The 22,117-nt window shown below is 65.0% G+C and carries 21 protein-coding genes, 3 tRNA genes and 1 pseudogene; 17 read left to right on the top strand and 8 right to left on the bottom strand.

Going from position 1 to position 22,117, the window contains the following annotated elements; genetic code table 11:
• Window positions 1-11: 11 nt before the first annotated feature.
• Window positions 12-449, top strand: a complete 438-nt coding sequence (locus tag H9L13_RS04055; protein WP_187539253.1) for a CoA-binding protein — start codon at window positions 12-14, stop codon at window positions 447-449.
• On the opposite strand, the gene H9L13_RS04050 is transcribed toward H9L13_RS04055, so the two are convergent.
• Together H9L13_RS04050 and ubiA are read right to left on the bottom strand one after the other, a co-directional pair.
• Window positions 446-1,792: a TldD/PmbA family protein gene (locus H9L13_RS04050; protein WP_187539251.1), complete on the bottom strand. Its 1,347-nt coding sequence runs from the start codon at window positions 1,790-1,792 to the stop codon at window positions 446-448. The two genes, H9L13_RS04055 and H9L13_RS04050, sit on opposite strands and share 4 nt — an antisense overlap.
• 11 nt (window positions 1,793-1,803) lie before the next feature.
• Window positions 1,804-2,718, bottom strand: a complete 915-nt coding sequence (gene ubiA, locus H9L13_RS04045; RefSeq protein ID WP_187539249.1) for a 4-hydroxybenzoate octaprenyltransferase — start codon at window positions 2,716-2,718, stop codon at window positions 1,804-1,806.
• A gap of 25 nt (window positions 2,719-2,743) precedes the next feature.
• Between ubiA and H9L13_RS04040 the strand changes: the two genes are divergently transcribed.
• The 4 genes from H9L13_RS04040 to H9L13_RS12580 are packed head-to-tail and all read left to right on the top strand — an operon-like array spanning window position 2,744 to window position 6,027.
• Complete coding sequence (locus H9L13_RS04040; RefSeq protein ID WP_187539247.1) at window positions 2,744-3,514, top strand: 16S rRNA (uracil(1498)-N(3))-methyltransferase; 771 nt, start codon at window positions 2,744-2,746, stop codon at window positions 3,512-3,514.
• 25 nt (window positions 3,515-3,539) lie between these two features.
• Window positions 3,540-4,910: a glutamate--cysteine ligase gene (locus H9L13_RS04035; RefSeq protein WP_187539245.1), complete on the top strand. Its 1,371-nt coding sequence runs from the start codon at window positions 3,540-3,542 to the stop codon at window positions 4,908-4,910.
• Complete coding sequence (gene pip / locus H9L13_RS04030; RefSeq protein WP_187539243.1) at window positions 4,910-5,881, top strand: prolyl aminopeptidase; 972 nt, start codon at window positions 4,910-4,912, stop codon at window positions 5,879-5,881. The genes H9L13_RS04035 and pip overlap by 1 nt, the downstream gene beginning before the upstream one ends.
• 2 nt (window positions 5,882-5,883) lie before the next feature.
• Complete coding sequence (locus tag H9L13_RS12580; RefSeq protein WP_223176476.1) at window positions 5,884-6,027, top strand: hypothetical protein; 144 nt, start codon at window positions 5,884-5,886, stop codon at window positions 6,025-6,027.
• A gap of 17 nt (window positions 6,028-6,044) precedes the next feature.
• Here H9L13_RS12580 and H9L13_RS04020 read toward each other — a convergent pair whose 3' ends face one another.
• A complete protein-coding gene (locus H9L13_RS04020) occupies window positions 6,045-8,198 on the bottom strand; it encodes a penicillin acylase family protein (RefSeq protein ID WP_187539241.1) in 2,154 nt (717 codons plus the stop codon).
• Window positions 8,199-8,360: 162 nt separating this feature from the next.
• On the opposite strand from H9L13_RS04020, the gene H9L13_RS04015 reads away from it, so the two are divergent.
• On the top strand, window positions 8,361-9,284 hold the full coding sequence (locus H9L13_RS04015; RefSeq protein ID WP_187539239.1) for an HWE histidine kinase domain-containing protein: 924 nt from the start codon (window positions 8,361-8,363) through the stop codon (window positions 9,282-9,284).
• Between the two features lie 6 nt (window positions 9,285-9,290).
• Here the strand turns inward: H9L13_RS04015 and ligD are convergent, their stop codons facing one another.
• Together ligD and ku are read right to left on the bottom strand one after the other, a co-directional pair.
• The gene (ligD, locus tag H9L13_RS04010; RefSeq protein WP_187539237.1) at window positions 9,291-11,777 is read right to left on the bottom strand and encodes a DNA ligase D; all 2,487 of its coding nucleotides are present in this window, start codon (window positions 11,775-11,777) and stop codon (window positions 9,291-9,293) included.
• Window positions 11,778-11,780: 3 nt separating this feature from the next.
• Window positions 11,781-12,647, bottom strand: a complete 867-nt coding sequence (ku, locus tag H9L13_RS04005) for a non-homologous end joining protein Ku (RefSeq protein WP_187539235.1) — start codon at window positions 12,645-12,647, stop codon at window positions 11,781-11,783.
• Between the two features lie 125 nt (window positions 12,648-12,772).
• Between ku and H9L13_RS04000 the strand changes: the two genes are divergently transcribed.
• The 8 genes from H9L13_RS04000 (at window position 12,773) to H9L13_RS03965 (ending at window position 16,687) form a co-directional block, all read left to right on the top strand.
• A tRNA-Gly gene (locus H9L13_RS04000) sits at window positions 12,773-12,846 on the top strand.
• A gap of 158 nt (window positions 12,847-13,004) precedes the next feature.
• Window positions 13,005-13,090 (top strand) — tRNA-Tyr (locus H9L13_RS03995).
• 172 nt (window positions 13,091-13,262) lie between these two features.
• On the top strand, window positions 13,263-13,640 hold the full coding sequence (locus tag H9L13_RS03990) for a helix-turn-helix domain-containing protein (protein WP_187539233.1): 378 nt from the start codon (window positions 13,263-13,265) through the stop codon (window positions 13,638-13,640).
• A gap of 258 nt (window positions 13,641-13,898) precedes the next feature.
• A complete protein-coding gene (locus H9L13_RS03985) occupies window positions 13,899-14,243 on the top strand; it encodes a hypothetical protein (RefSeq protein ID WP_187539231.1) in 345 nt (114 codons plus the stop codon).
• A gap of 46 nt (window positions 14,244-14,289) precedes the next feature.
• A complete protein-coding gene (locus tag H9L13_RS03980) occupies window positions 14,290-14,727 on the top strand; it encodes a hypothetical protein (protein ID WP_187539229.1) in 438 nt (145 codons plus the stop codon).
• 45 nt (window positions 14,728-14,772) lie between these two features.
• Window positions 14,773-15,516, top strand: a complete 744-nt coding sequence (gene rlmB, locus H9L13_RS03975) for a 23S rRNA (guanosine(2251)-2'-O)-methyltransferase RlmB (RefSeq protein ID WP_187539227.1) — start codon at window positions 14,773-14,775, stop codon at window positions 15,514-15,516.
• The gene (locus H9L13_RS03970; RefSeq protein WP_187539225.1) at window positions 15,516-16,184 is read left to right on the top strand and encodes a DNA-3-methyladenine glycosylase family protein; all 669 of its coding nucleotides are present in this window, start codon (window positions 15,516-15,518) and stop codon (window positions 16,182-16,184) included. The genes rlmB and H9L13_RS03970 overlap by 1 nt, the downstream gene beginning before the upstream one ends.
• Before the next feature lie 389 nt (window positions 16,185-16,573).
• Window positions 16,574-16,687: transfer RNA gene (locus H9L13_RS03965), tRNA-OTHER, on the top strand.
• Window positions 16,688-16,869: 182 nt separating this feature from the next.
• On the opposite strand, the gene H9L13_RS03960 is transcribed toward H9L13_RS03965, so the two are convergent.
• Together H9L13_RS03960 and H9L13_RS03955 are read right to left on the bottom strand one after the other, a co-directional pair.
• The gene (locus tag H9L13_RS03960) at window positions 16,870-18,105 is read right to left on the bottom strand and encodes a hypothetical protein (protein ID WP_187539223.1); all 1,236 of its coding nucleotides are present in this window, start codon (window positions 18,103-18,105) and stop codon (window positions 16,870-16,872) included.
• Between the two features lie 139 nt (window positions 18,106-18,244).
• Window positions 18,245-18,936, bottom strand: a pseudogene (locus H9L13_RS03955) (pirin family protein).
• 149 nt (window positions 18,937-19,085) lie between these two features.
• On the opposite strand from H9L13_RS03955, the gene H9L13_RS12900 reads away from it, so the two are divergent.
• From H9L13_RS12900 to H9L13_RS03945, 3 genes are read left to right on the top strand one after another with little or no spacing between them, the layout of a single operon-like run.
• Entirely contained in the window at window positions 19,086-20,030 is a 945-nt protein-coding gene (locus H9L13_RS12900; RefSeq protein WP_280528174.1) for an inner membrane CreD family protein, read from the top strand.
• Entirely contained in the window at window positions 20,027-20,494 is a 468-nt protein-coding gene (locus H9L13_RS12895; RefSeq protein ID WP_280528173.1) for an inner membrane CreD family protein, read from the top strand. The genes H9L13_RS12900 and H9L13_RS12895 overlap by 4 nt, the downstream gene beginning before the upstream one ends.
• Before the next feature lie 31 nt (window positions 20,495-20,525).
• Window positions 20,526-21,386 (top strand): LOG family protein, encoded by an 861-nt coding sequence (locus H9L13_RS03945; protein WP_187539221.1) that lies wholly within the window; start codon window positions 20,526-20,528, stop codon window positions 21,384-21,386.
• Window positions 21,387-21,398: 12 nt separating this feature from the next.
• Here H9L13_RS03945 and H9L13_RS03940 read toward each other — a convergent pair whose 3' ends face one another.
• Entirely contained in the window at window positions 21,399-22,109 is a 711-nt protein-coding gene (locus H9L13_RS03940; RefSeq protein ID WP_187539219.1) for a c-type cytochrome, read from the bottom strand.
• Window positions 22,110-22,117 lie beyond the last annotated feature (8 nt).

The raw sequence follows: 22,117 nt of genomic DNA, 5'->3' as shown, positions 1-22,117 counted from the left end.
AGGACCGTGCCATGCCGCTCACCCGCGACGAGGACATTGCCGAACTTCTGACCAGCGCCCGCAATATCGCGGTCATCGGCGCATCGGACCGCGCCGGCCGCCCTTCGTATGGCGTCATGCGCTTCCTGCAAGATCATGGCTATCGCATCCTGCCGGTGAATCCGCAGATCACGGGCGAGCATGTGCTTGGCGAGTTCGTGTGGCGGGAGCTGTCGCAGATCGGTGTGCCAATCGATATCGTCGATGTGTTTCGCCGCCCTGACGCCGTGATGGACGCGGTCGACCAAGCCATTTTCGTCGGCGCAAAAGCGGTGTGGATGCAGCTTGGCGTGATCAACGAGGAGGCCGCGGCCAAAGCCGAGGGGGCGGGCCTGAAGGTGGTGATGGACCGCTGCCCGGCAATCGAGATCCCGCGGCTGCGTTTGCCGAAGGTGACAACGGAGGCTTAAGCCGCCCCCACCGTCATTTCCGGCACCATGATCGTCGGCGCGTCCATGCCGCGGCGGAATTCGAGGTCCGAGGCGGGCTCGAGCGTCGCGAACATGTCGAGCAGGTTTGCAGCGATCGTGATTTCCGCGACGGGCTCGGCAATCTCGCCATTGCGGACCATGAAGCCGGCGGCGCCGCGGCTATAGTCGCCGGTGACCGGGTTCACGCCCTGCCCGATCAGCTCGACGATCAGCACCGCCTCCGGGAAAGCCGCCAACAGCTCCTCGCGGCTGCGCGGCCCGGCCGCCATGTAGAAATTGCTCGGACTGGCACCGGGCGCGCCGCTCGCGCCGCGCGCCGCGTGGCCGGTGGGCGGGATGCCGAGCTGCCTCGCCGATGCACTCTCAGCCATCCAGCCGGTGAGCTTGCCGTCCTCGATCAGCGCCTGACGGTGGACCGCGACGCCTTCACCGTCGAACGGGCGCGACCGCAGCCCGCGCACGCGTAGGGGATCGTCGATGATCTCGACGCCGGGCGCGAACACCTGCTCCCCCAATTTGTCGAGCAGGAAGCTGGTTTTGCGGGCAACCGCCGAACCGCTGATCGCCCCCGCGAAATGGCCGAGCAGGGACGGCGCGACGCGCGGATCGAACAGCACCGGATATTTGCCCGGCCTGGGCCGCGTCGGATCAAGGCGGGCGACCGCGCGCTCGCCGGCGCGACTGCCGATTGCGCCGGGATCGTCGAGGTCCGCGAGATGGCGCGCGCTGTGCCAGGCGTGGTCGCGCTGCATGCCCGCGCCCTCGCCCGCGATAACCCCGGCCGAGCAGCCGTGCCCGGTCGAACGATAGGCCGCGGCAAAGCCGTCCGAGGTGGCGAGGGCGACGATCGCGCTCGATGCGCTGGCGCCGCCGCCGCTCGAATTCGTCACGCCGGGCACGGCCAGCGCCGCCGCCTCGCACGCAAGGGCGCGCGCGCGCAACTCGTCCGGGGTGGGGGCGGACGCATCCTCGGCATCGAGCGCGGGCAAGTCGCCGCGATGCAGGAGATCGGACGGCGCCAGGCCGACGAACGGATCCTCCGGTGCCTCGCGCGCCATGGCGAGGCAGCGATCGACGAGGGTCGCGAGCACTTCTTCCGACAGATCGGATGACGCGACGGTCGCCGATCGCTGCCCGTCGAACAGCCGCAGCCCGATCTCCTCGCCCTCCGAACCGCCGACTCCTTCGAGCTCGCCGAGCCGCACTTGCACGCTGTTCGAGCCGTGACCGATGTAAAGCGCGTCGGCGGCGGTGGCGCCGGCGGCGATTCCGCGCTCGACGAGATTGCTGGCGATATCGCGCGCTTGTTGAGGGGAAAGCATGGCGGCAGCGCCTAGCGGGCGGAAAGGCCGACGACCAGCATGGCGAGGAAAACGAGCAGACCGCAGGTGCGGTTGGATCGAAATAGCCGGAGCGCAAGCTCGCCGTCGCGGGGGTCGGCGCGCAACGCCTGGCCCGCCAGATGAATAGCCGCCGGGACCAGTGCGAGCAGCGCCAGCCAATCGGGCCGCACACGCCAGATCGCCGCGGCCCACAAGATGACGGCGATTGCGTAGAAGACGGCGACGCCGACCGCCGCCCGATCGCTAAGTCGCCGCGCCGACGACTTCACCCCGACCAGTGCGTCGTCCTCGATATCTTGGATCGCGTAGAGCGTGTCATAGCCGATGACCCAGCTGACGCTGCCCAGCCACAGCAGCAGCGCGGGCCAGCCGAAACTGCCGGTGACCGCGGGCCAGCCGACCAGCGCGCCCCAGGAAAAGACCAGGCCAAGCCACGCCTGCGGCCACCAGGTGATTCGCTTCATGAAGGGATAAGCGGCGACCAGCGCGATGCTGGCGAGCGCGATCGCCGCCGCCAGCAGATTGAGCTGAAGCAGCACCACCAGGCCGAGGAGGCAGAGCGCGCCGATTAACAGCCAGGCCGCGCGCAGCGACACGCGCCCACTGGCCAGCGGCCGCAACCGCGTCCGTTCGACCTGCCGGTCGAGATCGCGGTCGACAATATCGTTATAGACGCAGCCCGCGCTGCGCATCGCGAAAGCGCCGAGCGCAAACCACGCAAGCAGGCCCCAGTGTCCGTCCACGCCCGCCAGCGCAACGCCCCACGCACACGGCCAGTAGAGCAGCCACGTCCCGATCGGCCGGTCGATGCGCATCAGCGAGGCGAATGGGCGCAGCCGTGGCGGCAGCACGCCAATAAATCCGCGTCGCTCGCTGTCAGGGACGATGTCGGTGGTGGCGGTCACGCGTGCACCTAAGTAGGAGGCGAGGATGCCCGCAACCCCCGCCTGGCCGCCCAAGAGCCTGCCGCGCCTGTTCGTGCGGGCCGCACTGAGCGAAGGCGCGGCAATCGCCCTCGACCCGGGCCAAGCGAACTACCTTGGCAACGTCATGCGCAAAGGCATCGGCGATGAATTGCTGCTGTTCGACGGCGCGTCGGGCGAGTGGCTGGCGCGGGTTGCCGGGGCGGGGAAGAAGCGTATGGCGCTCAGCGTCGAGCGGAAGACCCGGCCGCTCGAGGCAGTGCCCGACGTGTGGCTGGCGTTCGCGCCCGTCAAGCGTGCGCAGACCGACTGGATGGTCGAGAAGGCGACCGAGCTCGGCGCGGCGCGGCTGATCCCGGTGATGACCCAGCGCACGGTGGCCGAACGCGTCAAGCTGGAACGGCTGGAGAGCATTTCGATCGAGGCGGCGGAGCAGTGCAACCGCACCAGCCTGCCGGCAATCGCCGAGCCGTTGGCGCTGGCGGCGTTCCTGAAAGCGATCGACCGGCCGCTCTACTTTGCCGACGAGGGCGGCGGCGCGCCGGTGGCCGAGGCGATGCGCGCAGGGCCGGCGGCGATCCTGGTCGGGCCCGAGGGCGGGTTTACCGACGAAGAGCGCGCGCTGGTTCGTGCAATCCCGCAGGCCGTGGCGGTCTCGCTCGGCCCGCGCATTCTGCGCGCGGAGACAGCTGCGCTGGCCGCGCTCGCCGCCTTCATGGCGGTGGCCGGCGATTGGGGCTTATCGACCCATAAAGCGAAGGATGCTGGCGCGGCGTGATTCCGCCCGCTACCGACCCCAGCGCATGACGACGCGCACCGACGATAGCGAATCCGCGCCGATCGAGAGCCGCGACGATTTGCTCGCGGTGTTCGCGGGCGGTGAAAAGCCGCGCGACGCGTGGCGCATCGGTACCGAGCATGAAAAGTTCGTCTATCGCTGCGCCGACCATCGTGCGCCGTCGTGGGACGAGCCCGGCGGAATCCGGGACCTCCTCAACGGCCTGACCGAGTTCGGTTGGAAGCCGGTCGTCGAGCATGGCAACATCATCGCGCTGACCGGGGCCGACGGCACCATCAGCCTGGAACCGGCGGGACAGTTCGAGCTGTCGGGCGCGCCGCTTGAAAACCTCCACCAGACCTGCGCCGAGGCCGCGCGGCACCTGGAGCAATGCAAGACGGTCGGCGACCGGCTGGGAATCGGCTTCCTCGGTGTCGGAATGTGGCCCGACAAGGCGCGCACCGACCTGCCGATCATGCCCAAGGGCCGCTACAAGATCATGCTGCGATACATGCCAACCGTAGGCAATCTCGGTCTCGACATGATGCTTCGGACATGCACCATCCAGGTTAATCTGGATTACGCATCCGAAGCCGATATGGTAAAGAAGTTCCGAGTTGGGCTGGCGTTGCAGCCGGTCGCGACGGCGCTCTTCGCCAATTCGCCACTGACCGAGGGCAAGCCCAACGGGTACAAGAGCTTCCGCAGTCACATTTGGGAGGACACCGACCCGGACCGCACGGGGATGCTGCCCTTCGTGTTCGAGCATGGCTTCGGATACGAGCGCTACTGCGACTACATGCTCGATGTGCCGATGTACTTCGTTTACCGCGACGGCAGCTACATCGACGTCGCCGGGCGCAGCTTCCGCGATTTCCTCGACGGAAAATTGCCCGAGCTTCCTGGCGAAAAGCCGCGGCTGACCGACTGGACCGATCACCTCTCGACCGCCTTCCCGGAAGTGCGATTGAAGAGCTTTCTCGAAATGCGCGGCGCTGATGGCGGCCGCTGGGGACGCATTTGCGCCCTGCCCGCATTCTGGGTCGGGCTGCTGTACGACGATCAGGCGCTCGATGCGGCCTGGGATCTCGTCAAGCATTGGACGATCGCGGAGCGCGAGGCGTTGCGCGGCGCGGTCCCCAAGCAGGCGCTCGAGGCGCCGACGCCCGACGGGCGGACGGTGCGCGCGCTTGCCGGTGACGTCCTCAAGATTGCGGCTGCGGGACTGAGCCGGCGCGGTTTCCTCAACGCCGCGGGCGACAACGAGGGCGGCTTCCTGGACCCGTTGCATGACGTGGTGGCCAGCGACATGACGCCCGCCGATCGGCTGCTGGCCAAATATCATGGCGAGTGGGGCGGCGACGTTTCACGCATTTACGAGGAGTTCAGCTTCTGATGGACATCCAGTCGACCAGCCGCCGCGGCCTTTACCCGCAGATCGACCCGTACGAGACTGGCAAGCTCGACGTCGGTGACGGGCACAGCCTTTACTGGGAGCTTTGCGGCAATCCGGATGGAAAGCCGGCGGTCTTCCTGCACGGGGGCCCGGGTGGCGGATCGAGCCCCGACCACCGCCGCCAGTTTAACCCCGACAAATACAAGATCCTGGTGTTCGACCAGCGCGGCTGCGGCAAGTCGACGCCTTATGCGAGCCTCGAGGCCAACACGACCGAGCATCTGGTCGCGGATATCGAGAGATTGCGGACCGAGGTCGCCAAAGTCGACCGGTGGATGGTGTTCGGCGGGTCGTGGGGATCGACGCTGTCGCTGGCCTACGCGCAGGCCCATCCCGAGCGTGCGACCGAGCTGGTACTGCGCGGCATCTTCCTGTTCGACCAACATGAGGTCGATTGGCTCTACAAGGAGGGCGGCGCCTCAGCCATCTACCCGGAATATTGGGATGAATTCGTCAGCCTCATCCCCGAGGGAGAGCGGGGCGACCTGGTCGAAGCCTATCGCCGCCGGCTCACCGGCGACGACCGCGATGAGCAATTGCGCGCGGCCAAGGCCTGGAGCAAATGGGAAGGCGTCACCGTCACTTTGCTGCCCAACGCCCATGTGATCGAGGAATTCACCAGCCCGGACAAAGCGATCGCCATTGCGCGGATCGAAAATCATTACATGGCGAGTGGCGGCTGGCTGGCGGAAGGCGAGCTGCTGCGCGGCGCGGAAAAGTTACGGGGCATCCCGGGCGTCATCATCCAGGGTCGCCACGACAGCTGCACGCCGCCCAAGGCGGCGTGGGCGCTGAAAAAGGCTTGGCCCGAGGTCGACCTGCAGATCATCCCCGACGGCGGGCATTTGTTCAACGAACCGGGCATCCTGGACGGGCTGGTCCGGGCCACCGACAAGTTTGCCGGGCTGTAGCCGTGGAAGTTCAAGAACTGCACGCGGCCGGCTGGATCGACCACGTCCAACTGGTCGTTCGGGATCTTGAGACCAGCCGCCGCTTCTACGGCAACAATGTCGACGGCGTGTCCACGGCGACGCGAAGCGGTCCGCGCCTGGCGTGAAGGTCGAAGATTAGCGCTCATTCGCCCGGGCGATACGTCCGGCGCGTATGGGCTGCGAGCTCATCGGGATAGAAATAGACGGGTCGGAGAGCGCCGGCGGCGAACCGCGCCGACTGGTCTTCGAAATGGGGCGATGCCGGATCGCCGCTGGCGCCGCCCGCGTGGATCGCGCGGGCCCGGACGCGCGGCCCGAATTCGACCACCGCGACGAAGCTGTTGCCGCGCTCCCCGTACCAGCGCTTGGTGCCGGGCATCTGGCGCGACGCGAAGGCGGGCAACGATCCCCACAGGCTGGACGAGAAGGGGACGGCGATACTGGGGGCATTGTCGTCATAATTGGCGGAGCCGTTCGACGGCAGGCGCTGCAGCCGGTTCACTTCCGCCCACGGCATCCGCCAGCGGCCGAAATCCTGTTCGAGCGTCTTCATTGCGTTATCGAGCGCCTGAAGCTTCTGCGCGGCCGTGGTGCGCTGGTTGAGCCGCATGGTGCCGATGTTCGTCGGTTCGCCGGGTGCTGGCGGTTGCAGGCGAATGAGCGCGCTGACCCACGCCATCGCCAGCGTCTGCGCAGTGGACTCCGCGCCCCAGCGATAGTCCCAGCGCCGAAGATCCGCGATCGGCTCGGCCAAGCGCGCGCGCTGCGGATCCGCCTTGGGCAGATCGTCGAACGCCTTGACCAGCGCCGGCACGAGCGCCGCAAAGCCCGGCTGGCGGGAATCGAACGCCGCGGCCTGAAGCCGGTCGAGCGTCCAGCCGCGGCTTCCGGTCAGCAACTGCACCGCGCGTAACCCGCGGAAGTTTTCGCCATATTGATCCATGTAGCGTGGGAAGCGCACGGGGTTGGCGCTGAACTCGCCCGCCGCGCGGTACGGCCAGTTGTTTGTGTTCTGCACCCAGCCGTTGGGCGGATTGATCACGTTGGGAAGCTCGCTGATCGTATGGAGCGAACCCCAGTCGGTCGCGGGCACGCTGCCGTCGACGGGCTTGGTGTAATCGAAGCGATTGTCGCGCCGGGGAACGAATTGCGGGTGCAGATAGGCGATCCTGCCCTGCGCGTCGGCATATAGGGTGTTGTTCGAACTGTTCGCCTTGAGTTGCGCGACGGTCATGAAGCTTTCGAAATCCGTCGCGCGCGTCCGCAAATAGCTTTGCTGCAGCGCTTCGACGGGGCGGTGCATCATGGCGAAGGCAATCCAGCGCCCATCCGCGGCCGCCTTGACGATCGGGCCGTGATGCGTGCTCCACGTCGTGAAGGTTCGTGTGCCCGGGCGCCCGTTATCCATCTTGTAACGAAGCGTGATGCGCCGCTCGGTGAGCGGTCGGCAGGCGTTCCCATAGCGGTAGCAGCGCCCCTGGCCGGTATGTTCGATGGTCTCCGCGAATTCGTCGACATTGTCGACGCCGCTGGTGGTGTGCATCCAACCGACGCGATCGTTGAACCCCTGGTAGATGAAGAACTGTCCCCAGGTCGCCGCGCCATAGACATTGAGGCCCTCGTCACTCCGCACCCGCTGTTCGGTGCGGAAGAAAAAGCTGGTGTGCGGGTTGATCAGCAGCAGCGCCTTGCGTCCCTGCGTCAGCGCGGGCGCGATGGCGATGCCGTTGGAGCCGTGCGGTTCGGGGAGCGGAACCGCCGCGGCCGCGACTTTCCGCGCGCCATAGAATGCCTCCAAGTCGCGCAGGCTGATGCTTTCGATATTGGCGCCGATGCTGCCTTCGGTGAAACTGAGCACCATCCATGGCTCAAAGCGCTTCAGCACCCGCGGACGAACGTTCGGGTGGGTGGCAAGAAAGTAATTCAGTCCCGCGGCCCAGGCATCCATCAGCCGCCGCATCCGCTCCGGGCTCTGCGCATATTGCGCCTTCAGCTCATCCTCACTGACGAACAGCCGCGCGCGCAGATCGGACCAGATCGCCTTTTCACCTTCCGCCTCGGCTTTTCGTCCGAGCGCCGTCAGATAATTGTCCTCGATGCGAATGAAGTCGTCCTCGGCCTGCGCATAGATCATGCCGAAGACGGCGTCGGCGTCGGTCGGTCCGTGGACGTGGGCGATGCCCCAATCGTCGCGGGTGATCGTTACCCGCCCCGCCTGTTCCCGCCACTGACTGATTGTTCCGGGCGCCGCTGCAGTTGTCACGAGCCACAGGAGCGGAAGGATAAGTGCGCGCATGCGCGGGCATCGTATGGACTACCGCGTGTTTCGCAAGCGCGGTCGCGGGCCGGCCCACGCCGACTTCTTGGCGACGATTAAACTATTGATTTTATTTTTCAAAGTCGCGATGCCTCCGAAATGAAATATCCGGGGGATCGCATTCACGCAGGGCTTCGGGCTGTGCTCGACACGGCGCTCGATGCCGTGTGCGTGATGGATTCCAGCGGCATCGTCGTTGGTTGGAACGAGCATGCCGCCGAATGTTTCGGCTGGCGCCGGGACGAGGCCATGGGCCGGCGGCTAAGCGACTTGATCGTCCCCGAACCGCTGCGCGCCGCGCATGAAGCGGGAATCGTCCATTTTCTGGCGACGGGCGAAGGGCCGGTCCTCAACCGCCGGATCGAGGTTCCTGCCCTGCACCGCGACAACAACCAGATCACGGTCGAGCTGTCGGTCACCGCGACCGAGCAGTTCGGCGAACGCCTGTTCATCGGCTTCATCCGCGACATTTCCGACCGCCGCGCGGCGACCGAGCGGCAGCAGCGGCTGCTCCAGGAATCGGATCATCGCGTCAAGAACATGCTGACCGTCGTCGCCGCGATCGCGCACCAGACGGCGCGCGCATCACCGGATGTCGATGCCTTCATCAAGACCTTCAACGGGCGGCTGGAGGCGCTTGCCCGATCCCATGCATTGCTTGCGAACAAGGCATGGGACGAGGTCGCGCTCACCTCGCTCGCAGAACAGGTGCTCAGCGCCGACGTGGCCATGGGGCGGGCGCGCTTCGGCGGGCCCGAGATCCTGCTTCCGCCGGCCCGCGTCCTTGGGCTGTCGATGATCCTTCACGAGCTCTACACCAACGCGGTCAAATATGGTGCCCTTTGCACCGACCGAGGAAGGATTGACCTCGACTGGGACCGCAAGGGCGAAGAAGTCGAGCTTGTGTGGGTCGAGACCGGACCGCCATGCCCGCGCGCGACGACATCGACCGGCTTTGGCCAGCGGATGATCGCGATGGCAGTCGAGGCGGACTTGAACGGCTCGATCGAACGAGACTGGCGGCCCGATGGGCTGACCGCAGTGATCCGTTTCCCAATCGACTGAGCAAGATCAAGCGTCGGGCAGCGCCTGCTTCGCCTGGCCCCATCCGGCAAGGGCCTTCGACGCTGCGCGTTCCAGCAGCAGATCCGCATCCCGGATGCTGAAGTGCGCGCCGCTGCCGAAATCGTCGAGTTCGCTCCACGCCACCGGCGCGGCGACGGGCGCGCCTTCCCGCGCGCGGGCGGAGTACGGCATGACCGCCGTCGCGCCGCGCTGGTTGCGCAGCCAGTCGATGAAGATGCGGCCCTTGCGCTCGACCTTGCGGATGTTGGCGGTGAAGGTCTCCGGCTCCGCCTCGGCGATCGCTCGGCTGAAGCGATCGGCGAAGCTCTTGACCGTCGGCCAGTCGCGCGACGCATCGAGTGGAACGACGACGTGAATGCCTTTGCCGCCCGACAGCAATGGAAAGCTGTGCAGGCCCAAGTCCTGCAGGATCGCGCGAAGTCGTACGGCGGCGCCCTTCACCTTGGCAAAATCGAGCCCGACATCGGGGTCGAGGTCGAACACCAGCCGGTCGGGATGTTCGACCTTGTCAATCCTGCTGCCCCAGCCGTGGAATTCGATTGTCCCCATCTGCACACAGGCGAGCGCGCCGCGGATGTCATCCAAGTAGAGATAATCCTCCGTCGACCCGTCTTTCTCCTTGATCGGAACCTGCTTCACATGTTCGCCGAACATGCCCTTGTCGTGCTTTTGGAAGAAACATTCGCCGGTACGCCCGCCCGGACAGCGGACCAGGGTCATCGGGCGATTGCCACCGTCGATCATGAACAACGGATCGACCGCCGCATAATAATCGGCAAGGTCGAGCTTGGTCAGCTTGAGTTCGGGATAGATGACGCGATCGGGACTGCTGATCTCGATGCCGAAGCTGGCAGCCGTTGGCCGCTCGCCCTTCTTCTCCGCTTTCTTCAGCTTCTTGGGCTTTTCGCGCACGACATCCTCTGCCGGCTTGTCCGAACGCAGGGCAATGAAACTCGGGTGCCGCAAAACGCCATCGTCGGTCATTTCGGTGAATGCGACCTCAGCCACCAACTTGGGCTTGATCCAGTGCGTGCCCTTGCGGTCGGCGCGCGGCACCTCGACCGGGGCCTTGTCGACCTCCAGCTTGGTCATCAGTCCCATCAGCTCTTCGATCAGCGCGGCGTTGAAACCCGTCCCGACCTTGCCCGCGTAGCGCAGCTTGCGCCCGTCACGTACGCCGAGCAGCAATGAGCGGAAGCCGCGGCGCTTGTCGCTGTCGGACCAGCCGACGATGACAAACTCCTGCCGTTGGATGCATTTGATCTTCAGCCAGTTGCGCGACCGGATACCCTTATAGGCCGCATCGGCTTTCTTGGAGATGATGCCTTCGCCGCCCTGCTTGCACACCTCGCGGAACAGGTCGGCACCGCGGCCGACAACGTGGTCGCCGTAAAGGATCGGCGGCGGCACGGCCTCAAGCAACGCCGCGAGACGCGCCTTGCGCTCGAGGTTGGGCAGCTTGCGGATGTCCTCGCCGCGATCGACCAGAAGGTCGAAGGCGTAGAAGGCGAGGTTGGCGCCGCGCTGCTCCTTCAGCGTCGACTGCAGCAGCTGAAAGCTCGGCCGGCCGTCATCGTCGAGCGCGACCGCTTCGCCATCAATCAAGCAGCCGGCAGGCAGACGCGCCGCCGCCTTGACCAGCGCCTTGAACTTGTCGCTCCAATCGAGGCCGTTGCGAGTCCAGGCGGTCGCCATCCCGTCCCCCACCGCCAGCTGCAGCCGATAGCCGTCATATTTCAGCTCGTGCAGCCAGCCGTTGCCAGTCGGCACATCGTCGACCAGGGTCGCTAGCTGTGGCGCTTCAAAGGCGGGCGGTGCTTTCGCCGTCTTCTTTCGCGCCCGCCCGCCCTTTTGACCGCCACGATTCGACCGCCAGACGTCGGCGCCGCTGGCGATTTCGGCCATCGTCCGGTCGGTGGTCACGCTGGTCACGCAATTATCGACAAGCGCGTTCCCATTGCCGGGGTCGGCAAAGTCGTCGGTTACCTTTTTGAGCATCCACGGCTCGGCCTTTTCGCCAGGCTTGGGCTTGAGGCGGAACATCACCCATTCCCCGCGCATGCGCTCGCCTTCGAGGGTGAAGTGGAGGTGGCCTTCCTCGATGGTCTTCGTCGGGTCCTTGCGCGGGTCCGGAATCCAACGGCCCCGATCCCATAGCATCACCGTGCCGCCGCCATATTCGCCCTTGGGGATGGTGCCTTCGAACGTGCCATAGTCGAGCGGATGGTCCTCGGTCCGCATGGCGAGGCGGTTTTCGCCCGGGTCGAGGCTCGGCCCCTTGGGCACTGCCCAGCTCTTGAGCACGCCGTCCAGCTCGAGCCGGAAGTCCCAGTGCAGCCGCGACGCGTAATGCTTCTGGACGACGAAGCTGTCGCCCTTACCCTTAAGCTTCCGCCCGCGCGGCTCCTTCGTTTTCGCGAAGTCGCGCTTGGCATTGTACGTGTCGATGTCGAGCGGCTTGCGCCCCGCCATGGGTTACGCTCGCTTGCGGGCCGGAGCCTTGGTTGATTCTTTCTTTGAGGCGGCCTTCTTCGCGGGCGCTTTCTTCTTATCCTCGCCGAGGCTCTTTTTCAGCGCGGCCATCAGATCGATGACGTTGGACCCCTTGGGCGGCGCCGCGTCGGCGTCCGGATCCTGGATGACTTTTTCGCCCTTCTTCTTCTGCTTTTCGGCGATCAATTCCTTGAGGGCGTCAACGTAACGATTGTGGAAGTCCGCAGGATTGAACTCTCCAGCTTTGCGCTCGATCAGCATCGACGCCATGTCGAGCAGGTCGGGATCGGGCTTGGTGTCGCCGATGTCGCGGAAGAAGCCCGAGGCCTTGTTGACCTCATCGGCGTAGCGCAACGTCTCCAGCACCAGCCCCCGATCCATCGGCTTCAGCGCCACGACATATTCCTGGCCGCGCATCGCCATCTGGCCGATGCCGATCTTCTTGGCATCCTTGAGCGCCTGGCGCAGGACGACATACGCCTCCTCAGCAAGATCGTCTGCGGGGACGACGTAATACGGCTTTTCAAAATACATCGGGTCGATGCCGTCGTCGTCGACGAACTGAACAAGGTCGAGCGTCTTTCGGCTTTCGAGCTTCACGCTCTCGATTTCTTCGGGGTCGAGAAGAACGTAATGGCCCTTTGATACCTCATAACCTTTGACAATCTCGTCGCGGTCGACGGGTCCGTGCCCCGGGACCACCTTCTCATACTTGATCCGCTTGCCCGTCGGTTCGTGGACCTGGTGAAACTGGATCTGAGCGCCACTCTTCGTCGCCGAATAGATTTCGACCGGGATCGACACCAAGGCCAATCGGATTTGACCTCTCCAGATCGGTCGCGCAGCCATTCATTCACTCCTGTCCCGAACGAGGGCGATTCAACCAACTTACCTGAAGAGTCGTTCCGAGTCCGCTATGATTCCCCGTTATTGACGGGGATTGTCCCGCAATGGCATGGCCGCGGGCAGCCCGAGCGGGTGTAGCTCAATGGTAGAGCAGAAGCCTTCCAAGCTTACGACGAGGGTTCGATTCCCTTCACCCGCTCCAATTTCGGTCTGCTGGGGACAGGCCGGAATTGGAGCGTGCCAGCGACGCGAACGGCGATCGGCTTCATGGGTTTCAAGAGCGCGTTGACACAGCACCGACGTGTCGCCACATGGCGCCCCTGCCCAAATGTCTGTCCGTTCCGGAAGGGCATGCCTCGTGGAGAGGTGGCCGAGTGGTTAAAGGCAGCAGACTGTAAATCTGCCCGCGCAAGCGTACGCTGGTTCGAATCCAGCCCTCTCCACCACAACCGATCAAAACTGACAAAGAAGTCAGTAACCTAGTTGGCAAAGCAGTTCCGCAAAATCCTGCGAGAAACTGGCAAAGGCACCGCCGATGCCATAAGGCGGTGACGGACTCGCAACTGCGAGCTAGCAATGTCGTTGGGGGGCAGACTTGCACTGGAGGAGAGACAAGGCGTGTCCGACGCCGAGCAGGGGGCCGCGAGCCCTGCGGAAGACGACATGACAGCTCGCGTTGGACGGCTGAGTGCCGGCCAGCTCGATTGTTTGCGGCTGGTGAACGAGCATCTTTCGTCCAAGGAAATCGCCGCGGAGCTCTCCATCTCCCCGCACACCGTCGACCAGCGCATCCGCCAGTCGCTTCAGATTCTCGGCGTCGAACGCCGGGCCCAGGCTGCGCGCATCGTGTCACAGCACAGCGGCACATATCAGCGCTTGATACATCAATCGCCGCACATTGAGCCGGCTACCGGCAGCGATCATTGCGATGGGGCGGTCAGACTTCAGATTCGCACGCTGATCGCGCAGGGAGGGCTGGCGGAGCTGGTTTCCTAACCGAGCAGAGGCCAGAATCGTTCTGGCCCTTCCTGCAACCGCCGTTCGCAACGAGGAGCAACCCCCGGAATGAGATGAGTGTCGGCCAGCGGCTGTTCTGGATTGCGGCGATCGCAATCGGGGCGGCGTTTTCGGCGGGCATGTATCTCGCCGGGCTCGAAAGCCTCGCAAGACTGCTGGAACGCTAAAGCCCGCAACCGACGTTCAGATCGGACCGACAGCCACTCCGGCGCTTGTGCGCCCGGAGAAGGAGCAGTCATGCGCAAAACAATGATTCAAACCGCCGCATTTGAAGTCGCCACGCAGGTTCGCGCTGTCGAAGACAGCATCGAGGCCGCCCTGATCGAGATCGCCGAGCTGCAGACTCGCATGGTCCAGGCCCGCGCCGCCACCCGGGCCGGCTTCGCCAGTACGCACGACGCGTTCGAGAAGCTTGCCGCCGCGACCACCGGCCTGATTGCCGCGCGGGGTGGGATCGCCAGCTGCCACGTCGCGCTGGCCGAATCGCGCAAGACGATTCCGGGCCTGCGCGAAGTCGCATGGGGCGACGGTCAGGAATGCCCGCCGCAAGAAGCGTTCGGCGATCTTCGCATCGTCGCTTAAGGGGCTTTGACCGGGCCACAACAATGTGGTCCGGTCGCCTGCAGCCATGCCGCATTATCTCGCCTTCTGGGGGATCCTGCTTGGAACCTTCGCTTTCACGCTGTGGCGCGGCCGGAGCGATGAGCGGACGGTTGCCGCGGTTTGCCTGCTGGCGACACTGGCGACCCAGTTCGTCATCCCGCCCCCGCAGGAGCGCTATTCCTACCTCGACCTCGAGCTGATCCTGATCGATCTTGCCGTCCTCGCGGCATTCGTCGCGGTGGCGCTGCGGTCCGAACGATTCTGGCCGCTGTGGATTTCCGGCTTGCAGCTCACGATCAGCATCTCGCACGTCCTCAAGGCGATCGACCAGGACCTCCTGCCCCGCGCATATGCGGCAGCCGCGGTGTTGTGGAGCTACCCGATCCTGGTCATCATCCTCATCGCCACCTGGCGCAGCCATCACCGCCGCACCCGCGCGCCACGTATCGAAAGTCCCGCCTGACCCTGACCGGTTGCAAGGTCGCCAAGCCGACGCCATTGCGGCATCATGTCCCGCCGCAAGAAATCTCACCAAAGCCACGGCACCGCCAACCGGCCGCGCTTCTGGGGCAAGCATGCCGTAGCAGCCGCGCTCGACAATCCCGACCGCAAGGTTCTGCGCGCCTGGGCAACGCGCGAGGCGGCGGGCTTCATGCAATTTCCAAAGGACGTGCCGCTGACCTTGTCGGAAGCGCCGGACCTGGGTCGCCTCGTCCCCAATGACGCCCCGCATCAGGGTGTAGTGATCGAGGTCGAGCCGCTCGAGGACGCTTGGCTCGACGAGCTGATCGCAAGCCCATCGCCCGACGCCGTTCTCCTGGTGCTCGACCAAGTGACCGACCCACATAACGTCGGCGCGATCCTGCGTTCGGCTGCGGCTTTTGGCGCCGTCGGGATCGTCACGCAGGACCGTCACTCGCCGCCCGAAAGCGGCGTCGTCGCGAAGGCTGCTTCGGGCGCGCTCGAACGCGTGAAGTGGGCGCGCGTGGTCAATCTTGCTCGGGCGCTTGAGGAGATTGGCGATGCCGGCTTCTGGCGCATCGGACTGACCGGCGACGCCGACGCCCTGCTTAAGGATGCGCTGGGCGCGACCGCCTCCGCGCTGGTGCTGGGGGCGGAAGGACCGGGACTTCGCCCGAACACGCGTGAGCATTGCGATGCCCTGGCGCGGTTGCCGATTACCGATGCCGTGGAAAGTCTCAACGTCTCCAACGCCGCTGCCATCGCATTGTACGCGGCGAGCAGCCGCTGATGGTCCGCACCGCGCAGAGCATCCGCCAAAGCGTCGAGGCCCTTGCCGCGCGCGAACCAGCCTTTGCGCGCGTGATCGAGAAGCACGGGATCCCCGAGCCGCGAACAAGCGAACCGGGCGTCCAGACGCTGCTGCGCACGATCGTCGGCCAGCAAGTCAGCGTAGCGGCGGCGCGATCAATGTGGGCCAAGCTGGAGGCAGCGTTCGGATCGCCGCCCGACCTTGAGCGGTTGCTTGCGGCGAGCGACGAGGAACTGCGCGCCGCAGGCATATCGCGTCAGAAGGCGGCTTACATTCGTAGCCTGGCCAAACTTGTCCTGTCAGGCGAGCTCGCGCTTGACGAGCTGCCGGCCGACGATGAGGAGGCGATTGCCTTGCTCACACGCATCAAGGGCATCGGTCGCTGGTCGGCGGAGATCTATTTGCTCTTTGCCGAAGGGCGCGGCGATGTTTTCCCGGCCGGCGACCTTGCCGTGATGGTCGAGATCGGCCGCGTCATGGGGCTGTCCGACCGCCCCAGCGAGAAGCAATTGCGTGAAATGGCCGAGCCGTGGCGACCTCATCGGGGTGCCGCCGCAGTCCTCGCCTGGCACCATTACTCATACGGTTGTGAAGACTGTTCCGGCGTCAAAGCTAAGAGCAGGCGCAAAAGCGAGGCGCCCCTTTAGGGCTCAACTGCGTTTTCGGCTTCCATCGCCGCGGGCACGCCCTCGCTTGACCAATCCAGACTGCACCGCCGACAATCGCCAGACCCAAGGTGACCGCACCGCCAATCTCAAGCTTTGATGCCACAATGTCTCCCCAGCTAGCTCGCAAAGCGAAGGCGTCACATGAGGCGGTGCTGAAGGTCAACAAGGAGATTTGCGAGCCAGTCACAATTGATCCGCGCGCGGCGTTGACCAGTGGCTCAGATTTCTGTGGAGAGAACACGCCTTAGGAATTCGCCAGTTTCGCAGGTCATTTCACATGACCGTGCACAAACAATCCACAGTTGTTCTAATTTTGTTCTTGTTGCGGATTCTAGGACCGCCGTGCGACTCGTTATAGAGTCAGGTCACGGCGGGTAGCTCAACTGGATAGAGCACTCGTGGGCACGAAGTGACTCTCTGGGTGTGACAACGCAGGGATAAGCCACGTGAGGTTCTGGGTTCAAGTCCCAGTCCGCCGTCCAAACAGGGCACCGCGCTATTGTGGTGCAGCTAAGATGCTGGTCGGACTAAGAAAATAAATTTTGGCCGCCGTGTTGTGCTGGGTGCACTAAAAATCTGTTATTTTATAAGTGCTTGGCTGGATTGGACTTTCTAAAGTCAACCAGCGGTTTCGAGATTGGCACAGCTACAATAGCGCTGTCCTCTAGCGGCGGATGTTGCCCGGCAGGATGCGCGCGCCGACGTCGCGATAAATGCGGTTGCCGAGGTCCACGCGGAAGGGTGCCAGCTTTTCGCTTCCGGTGTCGCGGCCGAGCAGGAAAGCGGCTGCAGACTGGCCCTCGCTCTTTCCGCCCCGATAGAGGATGTTGATCGCCACTAGCGGCACGAAAAATTGCCGTCCCCCTGCCTCCAGCACGCGCAGTTTCGATTTCGGGACGACGAGCTGCGGCTTGAGTTCGAACTTCTTGAACGGGGAAATGTCGGGCGCGCGATTGGCGTCCTCTCCCCGCTCGAGGAAAAATTGCGCGATGTCCTGATCCTGCGTGGGGCTCGCGTTGAACAGCTGGATCGCCACGCGGACATCGGCCGCCGGGAGCGTGCCCGAATTCACGACATCGAGCTCAAATTCGAAGATTACCCGTTCGTCTTCGATCACGCAGCGGTCGGGTTCGAACTCGACGTCCAGCCAGGGTCGCAGCCGCGTTGCAACGATCCCAGCCGGCGCAGGCGTAACCGCCGGCGGTACAAGGGCGGCGACCGGCGGCACAGGATCGGGTTGCGGGGCGGGTATTGGCGGCACCGGGGCACGCTGGGGAACCGGCGCGCTTGGGGTGGGTGCGACGAACGCGCTGACTTGAGACCCGCTACCGGCAAAGGCTTCCGCACCTTGGTTTCGCCGCCAGAGAAGATACGCGCCCCCCGCGCCAAGCACGAGTGCGGCGAGCAACCAGGGCCACAAGCTCAAGCCGCTTTCCGGCACAATCGCGGATGCTGCGGCCGGATCGGATGCCGGGAATTCAACCGGCGCCGATGCCGTGCGGGCCGGGGGAAGGTCGACCGTGATCGACGAGCGCGACGCCGCGACCTCCGCAACGGCTTCCGAAGCGGAGGGGGCAGAGCGGCTAAGCCCGGCCTCTGCCGTGGCCTGCTCGGCAGGTCGCCTGGGCGCCGCCGATTCGAGCGGAGCTTGTACCGCCGGCGAAGACGGCGCCCGTTCCGTGGTTCGCTCGGTTCGGGCGGCAGGTGGCGGAGACTGTTCGCGCGAAGGCGGCGTGGCGGCCGACTCGGCAGGGCGCGTGACCGTCCCCTGAAGATTGAAGTCGCGCAGTTCACCGGGACCGATCGGGTCGGCGGGCGCGGCGCTGTTCTGCGTCGCTTCCTGCGCATGCAGCGGCAAGGGCGTGAGCGACAGCCCCGCCACCAATGCCGCAATCGCCAAGCGTCGACCCGCTCTCATTAGCTCCCGCTCTGTCCGAGGTTCGGGCATTTTCTCTGCCCGGTCAGGCACATGCCCGCCCAGCGCCTGCGTTTCAAGCACAGGCACGATGAACAGAGGCTCAACCGGCCGCTAGCTGCGCTCAGCGGGCGTCGACCAGCACCAGCTCGGCATCCTCCTCGGCCTTGATCGCAAGCCGCGATTCGCCGGTAATGGCGACCCCATCGCGGGGTCCTGCCTCGATGCCGTTGACGCGCACCCTGGCGCTGGGAACGAGATAGAGGTGGCGATCGGGTGACGGCTCCAGCTCGATCGTCTCGCCCGCCTTCACGGTCGCGCCGAGGATCTGGGCATCGGCGTTGATGGTCAGCGCGCCATCGCCCGGGTCGCCGCTGGCAAGAAGCTGGAAGCTGCCAGCCCGCGATTCCTTCGGGAATGGCATCGCCCCCCAGCTTGGGGCCGCGTTGGGCTTGTCGGTCTCGATCCAGATCTGGAACAGGGTGGTCTGCTCGTCCTCCAAATTATACTCAGCATGGGTGACGCCGGTCCCGGCGCTCATCACCTGAACGTCGCCTGCCCCGTGCGGCCTTTGTTGCCGAGCGAATCCTGGTGCGTGATCGCGCCGGTGCGGACGTAGGTGACGATTTCCATGTCGCGGTGCGGATGCGGTGGAAAGCCGCTCTTCGCGCCAATTTCATCGTCGTTCCACACACGGATGCGGCCCCAGCCCATGCGGCTGGGATCATGGTAGCCGGCGAAAGAAAAATGGTGGCGGGCGTTGAGCCAGCCGTGATCGGCGTGGCCCAGGCTGTCGAACTTGCGGATGTCGATCATGCGATTGAATTGGCTTGCGGCCAAACCGGCTTCAAGTGTCAGCTGTGTGACCGTGCAGGTGCCGCATTCATGACTTACTCAGCTTTCGCTCATGACACCTGCCGTTCGCGTACTGCACGATGGGCGCAATCAAGTGAGGAGAAAGCGGCGTGTTGAAGAGCGATGGTGAACGCACCCCGGCGGGCAAGTTGCTCATTGCCGTCCTCGTCGCAGCGGCCCTCGCCGTCCCCATCTTCATGGTCTGGTTCCTGGTTTACGACCGGCAGTCGCAGTCGGAGCAGGCGGTCCAGTCGATCACGGCCGGCTGGGGCGGGCCCCAGGCGATGACGGGACCAGTGCTTGTCATCCCCTATCGCGGGACGGCGACCGAAACGGTGATCGAAGGCGGCCGCAGCGTGACTCGAAGCCGCGACGTGATGCGCGAGCTGACGTTGGCGCCCGAAGCGGTCCAGCTGACGTCCGATGTGCGGCCCGAACGGCGCAAACGCTCAATCTACGAGGCAGTCGTGTATGATTCAAAGGCGCTCGGCCGGGCGCGCTTTGCGTTCCCCCCCGATCTTGAACGAACCGGCGTCGCGCTGGCCGACATGCAGCTGGCGCGCGCCGAACTTCGCTTCGGGCTCAGCGATCCGCGCGGCCTTGGCGCTAATCCGAAGGTCGCCGCCGATGGCCGCCAATTGCGCCTGCAGCCTGGCGGTGGGAGCGGCGGCGGTCGCGGTTTCTTTGCCTGGCTCGATGCCAGTGCGCTTACGGGCCGTCCGATGACGGTCGACTTCGCCTTCGATTTCCGCGGCACGGCCGCGCTGAGCCTGGTCCCGCAGGCGGGCGACACGCAGTGGCTTGTGCGTTCGTCATGGCCGCATCCCAGTTTCGCGGGTGATTTCCTGCCCGGGTCGAGCGAGGTCGGGAGCGACGGTTTCCGTGCCAATTATCGGGTCGGAAATCTCGCGCTCGGCCGGTCGCTGGTCAGCACCGGCGATGCCGGGGCGTCGAACCTCATCGAACGCGTCGCGCCGCCATCGCGCGCGCCGATGCCCCGAGCACCGATACGGTCGGCGCCGGCGGGCCCATCCAGACCGCGCAGATCAGCTTGATCCAGCCGGTCGACCTTTATTCGAAGGTCAATAGAGCGGCGAAATACGGCTTCCTCTTCGTTGCCTTCACCTTCCTTGCCCTTTTAATGTTCGACCTCATTGGCGGGGTGCGCGTGTCGCCGGTCGAATATTTGCTGATGGGCGCGGCGCTGGTGCTGTTCTTCGTGCTCCTGCTCGCCTTTGCCGAAGTCATCGGCTTTGCACCCGCTTATGTCCTGGCGTCGGCGGCGATTGCGGGCCTCAACACCGCTTATTCCGCCGCGGTCCTCGGCAGCTGGCGGCGCGCGGCGTTCATCGGCGGCCTGCTGATCGCACTCTACGCGGTGCTCTACATCCTGCTCAGCCTCGAAGCCTATTCGTTGATGATCGGCTCGCTCCTGCTGTTCGCGGCATTGGCGGGCGTGATGTATGCGACCCGGCGGCTGGATTGGGGCGGACGACGGAGCGCGCCGGAAGCGGCGTGACCCTGTCAGACTTTGGGGCTAGTTCGGCCGCATGACCGAACCGCGTCCGCCAAAGCGCATCTTCCCCTCGTCCAAGCTCGATGCCCGCGCCGCCGAGCATGTGCCGTCCGCGCCACAAACCGAAAGCGCGGCCTACAAGCTCGCCTTTCAGGACACCGAGTTCCTGCTGCGCGAAGACCTTCGCCCAGTCCGTTTCCAGCTTGAGCTGCTAAAGCCCGAGCTGTTGCTGAACGAAGCGAAGGTGGCGTCCACCTTCGTTTTTTACGGGTCGGCGCGGATTCCGGCGCCGGACATGGCTGACGCGTTGATCGCGGCTGCGACCAACGACGAGCAGCGCGCGGTGGCCGAGCGACTCAAGGTCAATTCGCGTTACTATGAGGTCGCGCGCGAATTGGCGCGGATCGTCAGCCGCACCGAGCCCGATGAGGACGGCAACCGCCAGTTTGTCGTCTGTTCCGGCGGCGGGCCGTCGATCATGGAGGCCGCCAATCGCGGCGCGTTCGAGGAAGGCGCGGAGTCGGTCGGGCTTAATATCGTGCTTCCCCACGAACAGATGCCCAACCGTTACGTGACCCCGGATCTTAGCTTTCAGTTTCACTATTTCGCCCTGCGGAAGATGCACTTCCTGTTGCGTGCGCGCGCCGTCGCCGTGTTCCCCGGCGGGTACGGTACATTCGACGAGTTGTTCGAACTGCTGACGCTGATCCAGACGGGCAAGGTCCGGCCATTGCCGATCTTGCTATTCGGTGAGGAGTTCTGGAACCGGGTTATCAACTTCCAGGCATTGGCCGACGAAGGCGTGATTTCGCCGCACGACCTCGACCTCATCCATTGGAGCGAGGACGCGCAGGCCGCGTGGGATTTCGTCTGCGATTACTACGAGCGCGACTGACGCCGCCGTACGTCAGTTCGTCTTCTTGGCGCTCGCCGGGCCGGTCAGCTTGGAGGCACCCTCGCCGCCGACATTCTTGGGGTTGGATCCCGTCTGCTGCTCGGTCAGCACCGGCTCATTCTCGGCCTTCTGCGCGCCGTCGCCAGCGCCGGTGCCGGCCTTGGCTGCGGCATCGTCGGCCGGTTCGGCGCCCGCGGCCGGAGCGGCGGGAAGCGGCAGATTGCTGCCCTTACTGTTGAGCCAGACCATGAGGTTGGCCCGATCCTCGGGCTTGCTCAGGCCGGCGAAGGTCATCTTGGTGCCCGGGGCATAGGCTTTCGGATTCTTCAGCCAGTCGCTCATCGACTGCCAATCCCAATTGCCCGGCTTGGACTTTAGCGCGTCAGTGTAGGCGAAGCCGGGCTTGGACGCATGGGGCGCCCCCATGATCGCGTACAGATTGGGTCCAAGTGCATTGGCCCCGCCCTGCTCGGCATTGTGGCACGCCGCGCACTTCTTGAAGACCTGCTCACCCTTCGCGGCGTCGGCGCTGGCGAGATAGAATGCGATCGGCTTCTCGGCCTCCGCCCCGTCCTCGCCTTCGAGGACGACGCCTTCGATGGGATAGCCCATCGTTTCCGGCCGCTCGCTGTGGAAGACCTCTCCGGCCACGATCGAAGAGCCGAGCGCGACGATCCCCGCGAACAGCACCCAGCCGGCGATAGTATTGAAGCGGTCGTCCATGAAATTTC

This window comes from Sphingomonas lutea (assembly GCF_014396785.1).
GTDB classification, from domain to species: Bacteria; Pseudomonadota; Alphaproteobacteria; order Sphingomonadales; family Sphingomonadaceae; genus Sphingomicrobium; species Sphingomicrobium luteum.
The sequence above is the reverse complement of the archived record's forward strand: the minus strand, read 5'-3'. Positions and strand labels throughout refer to the sequence as shown.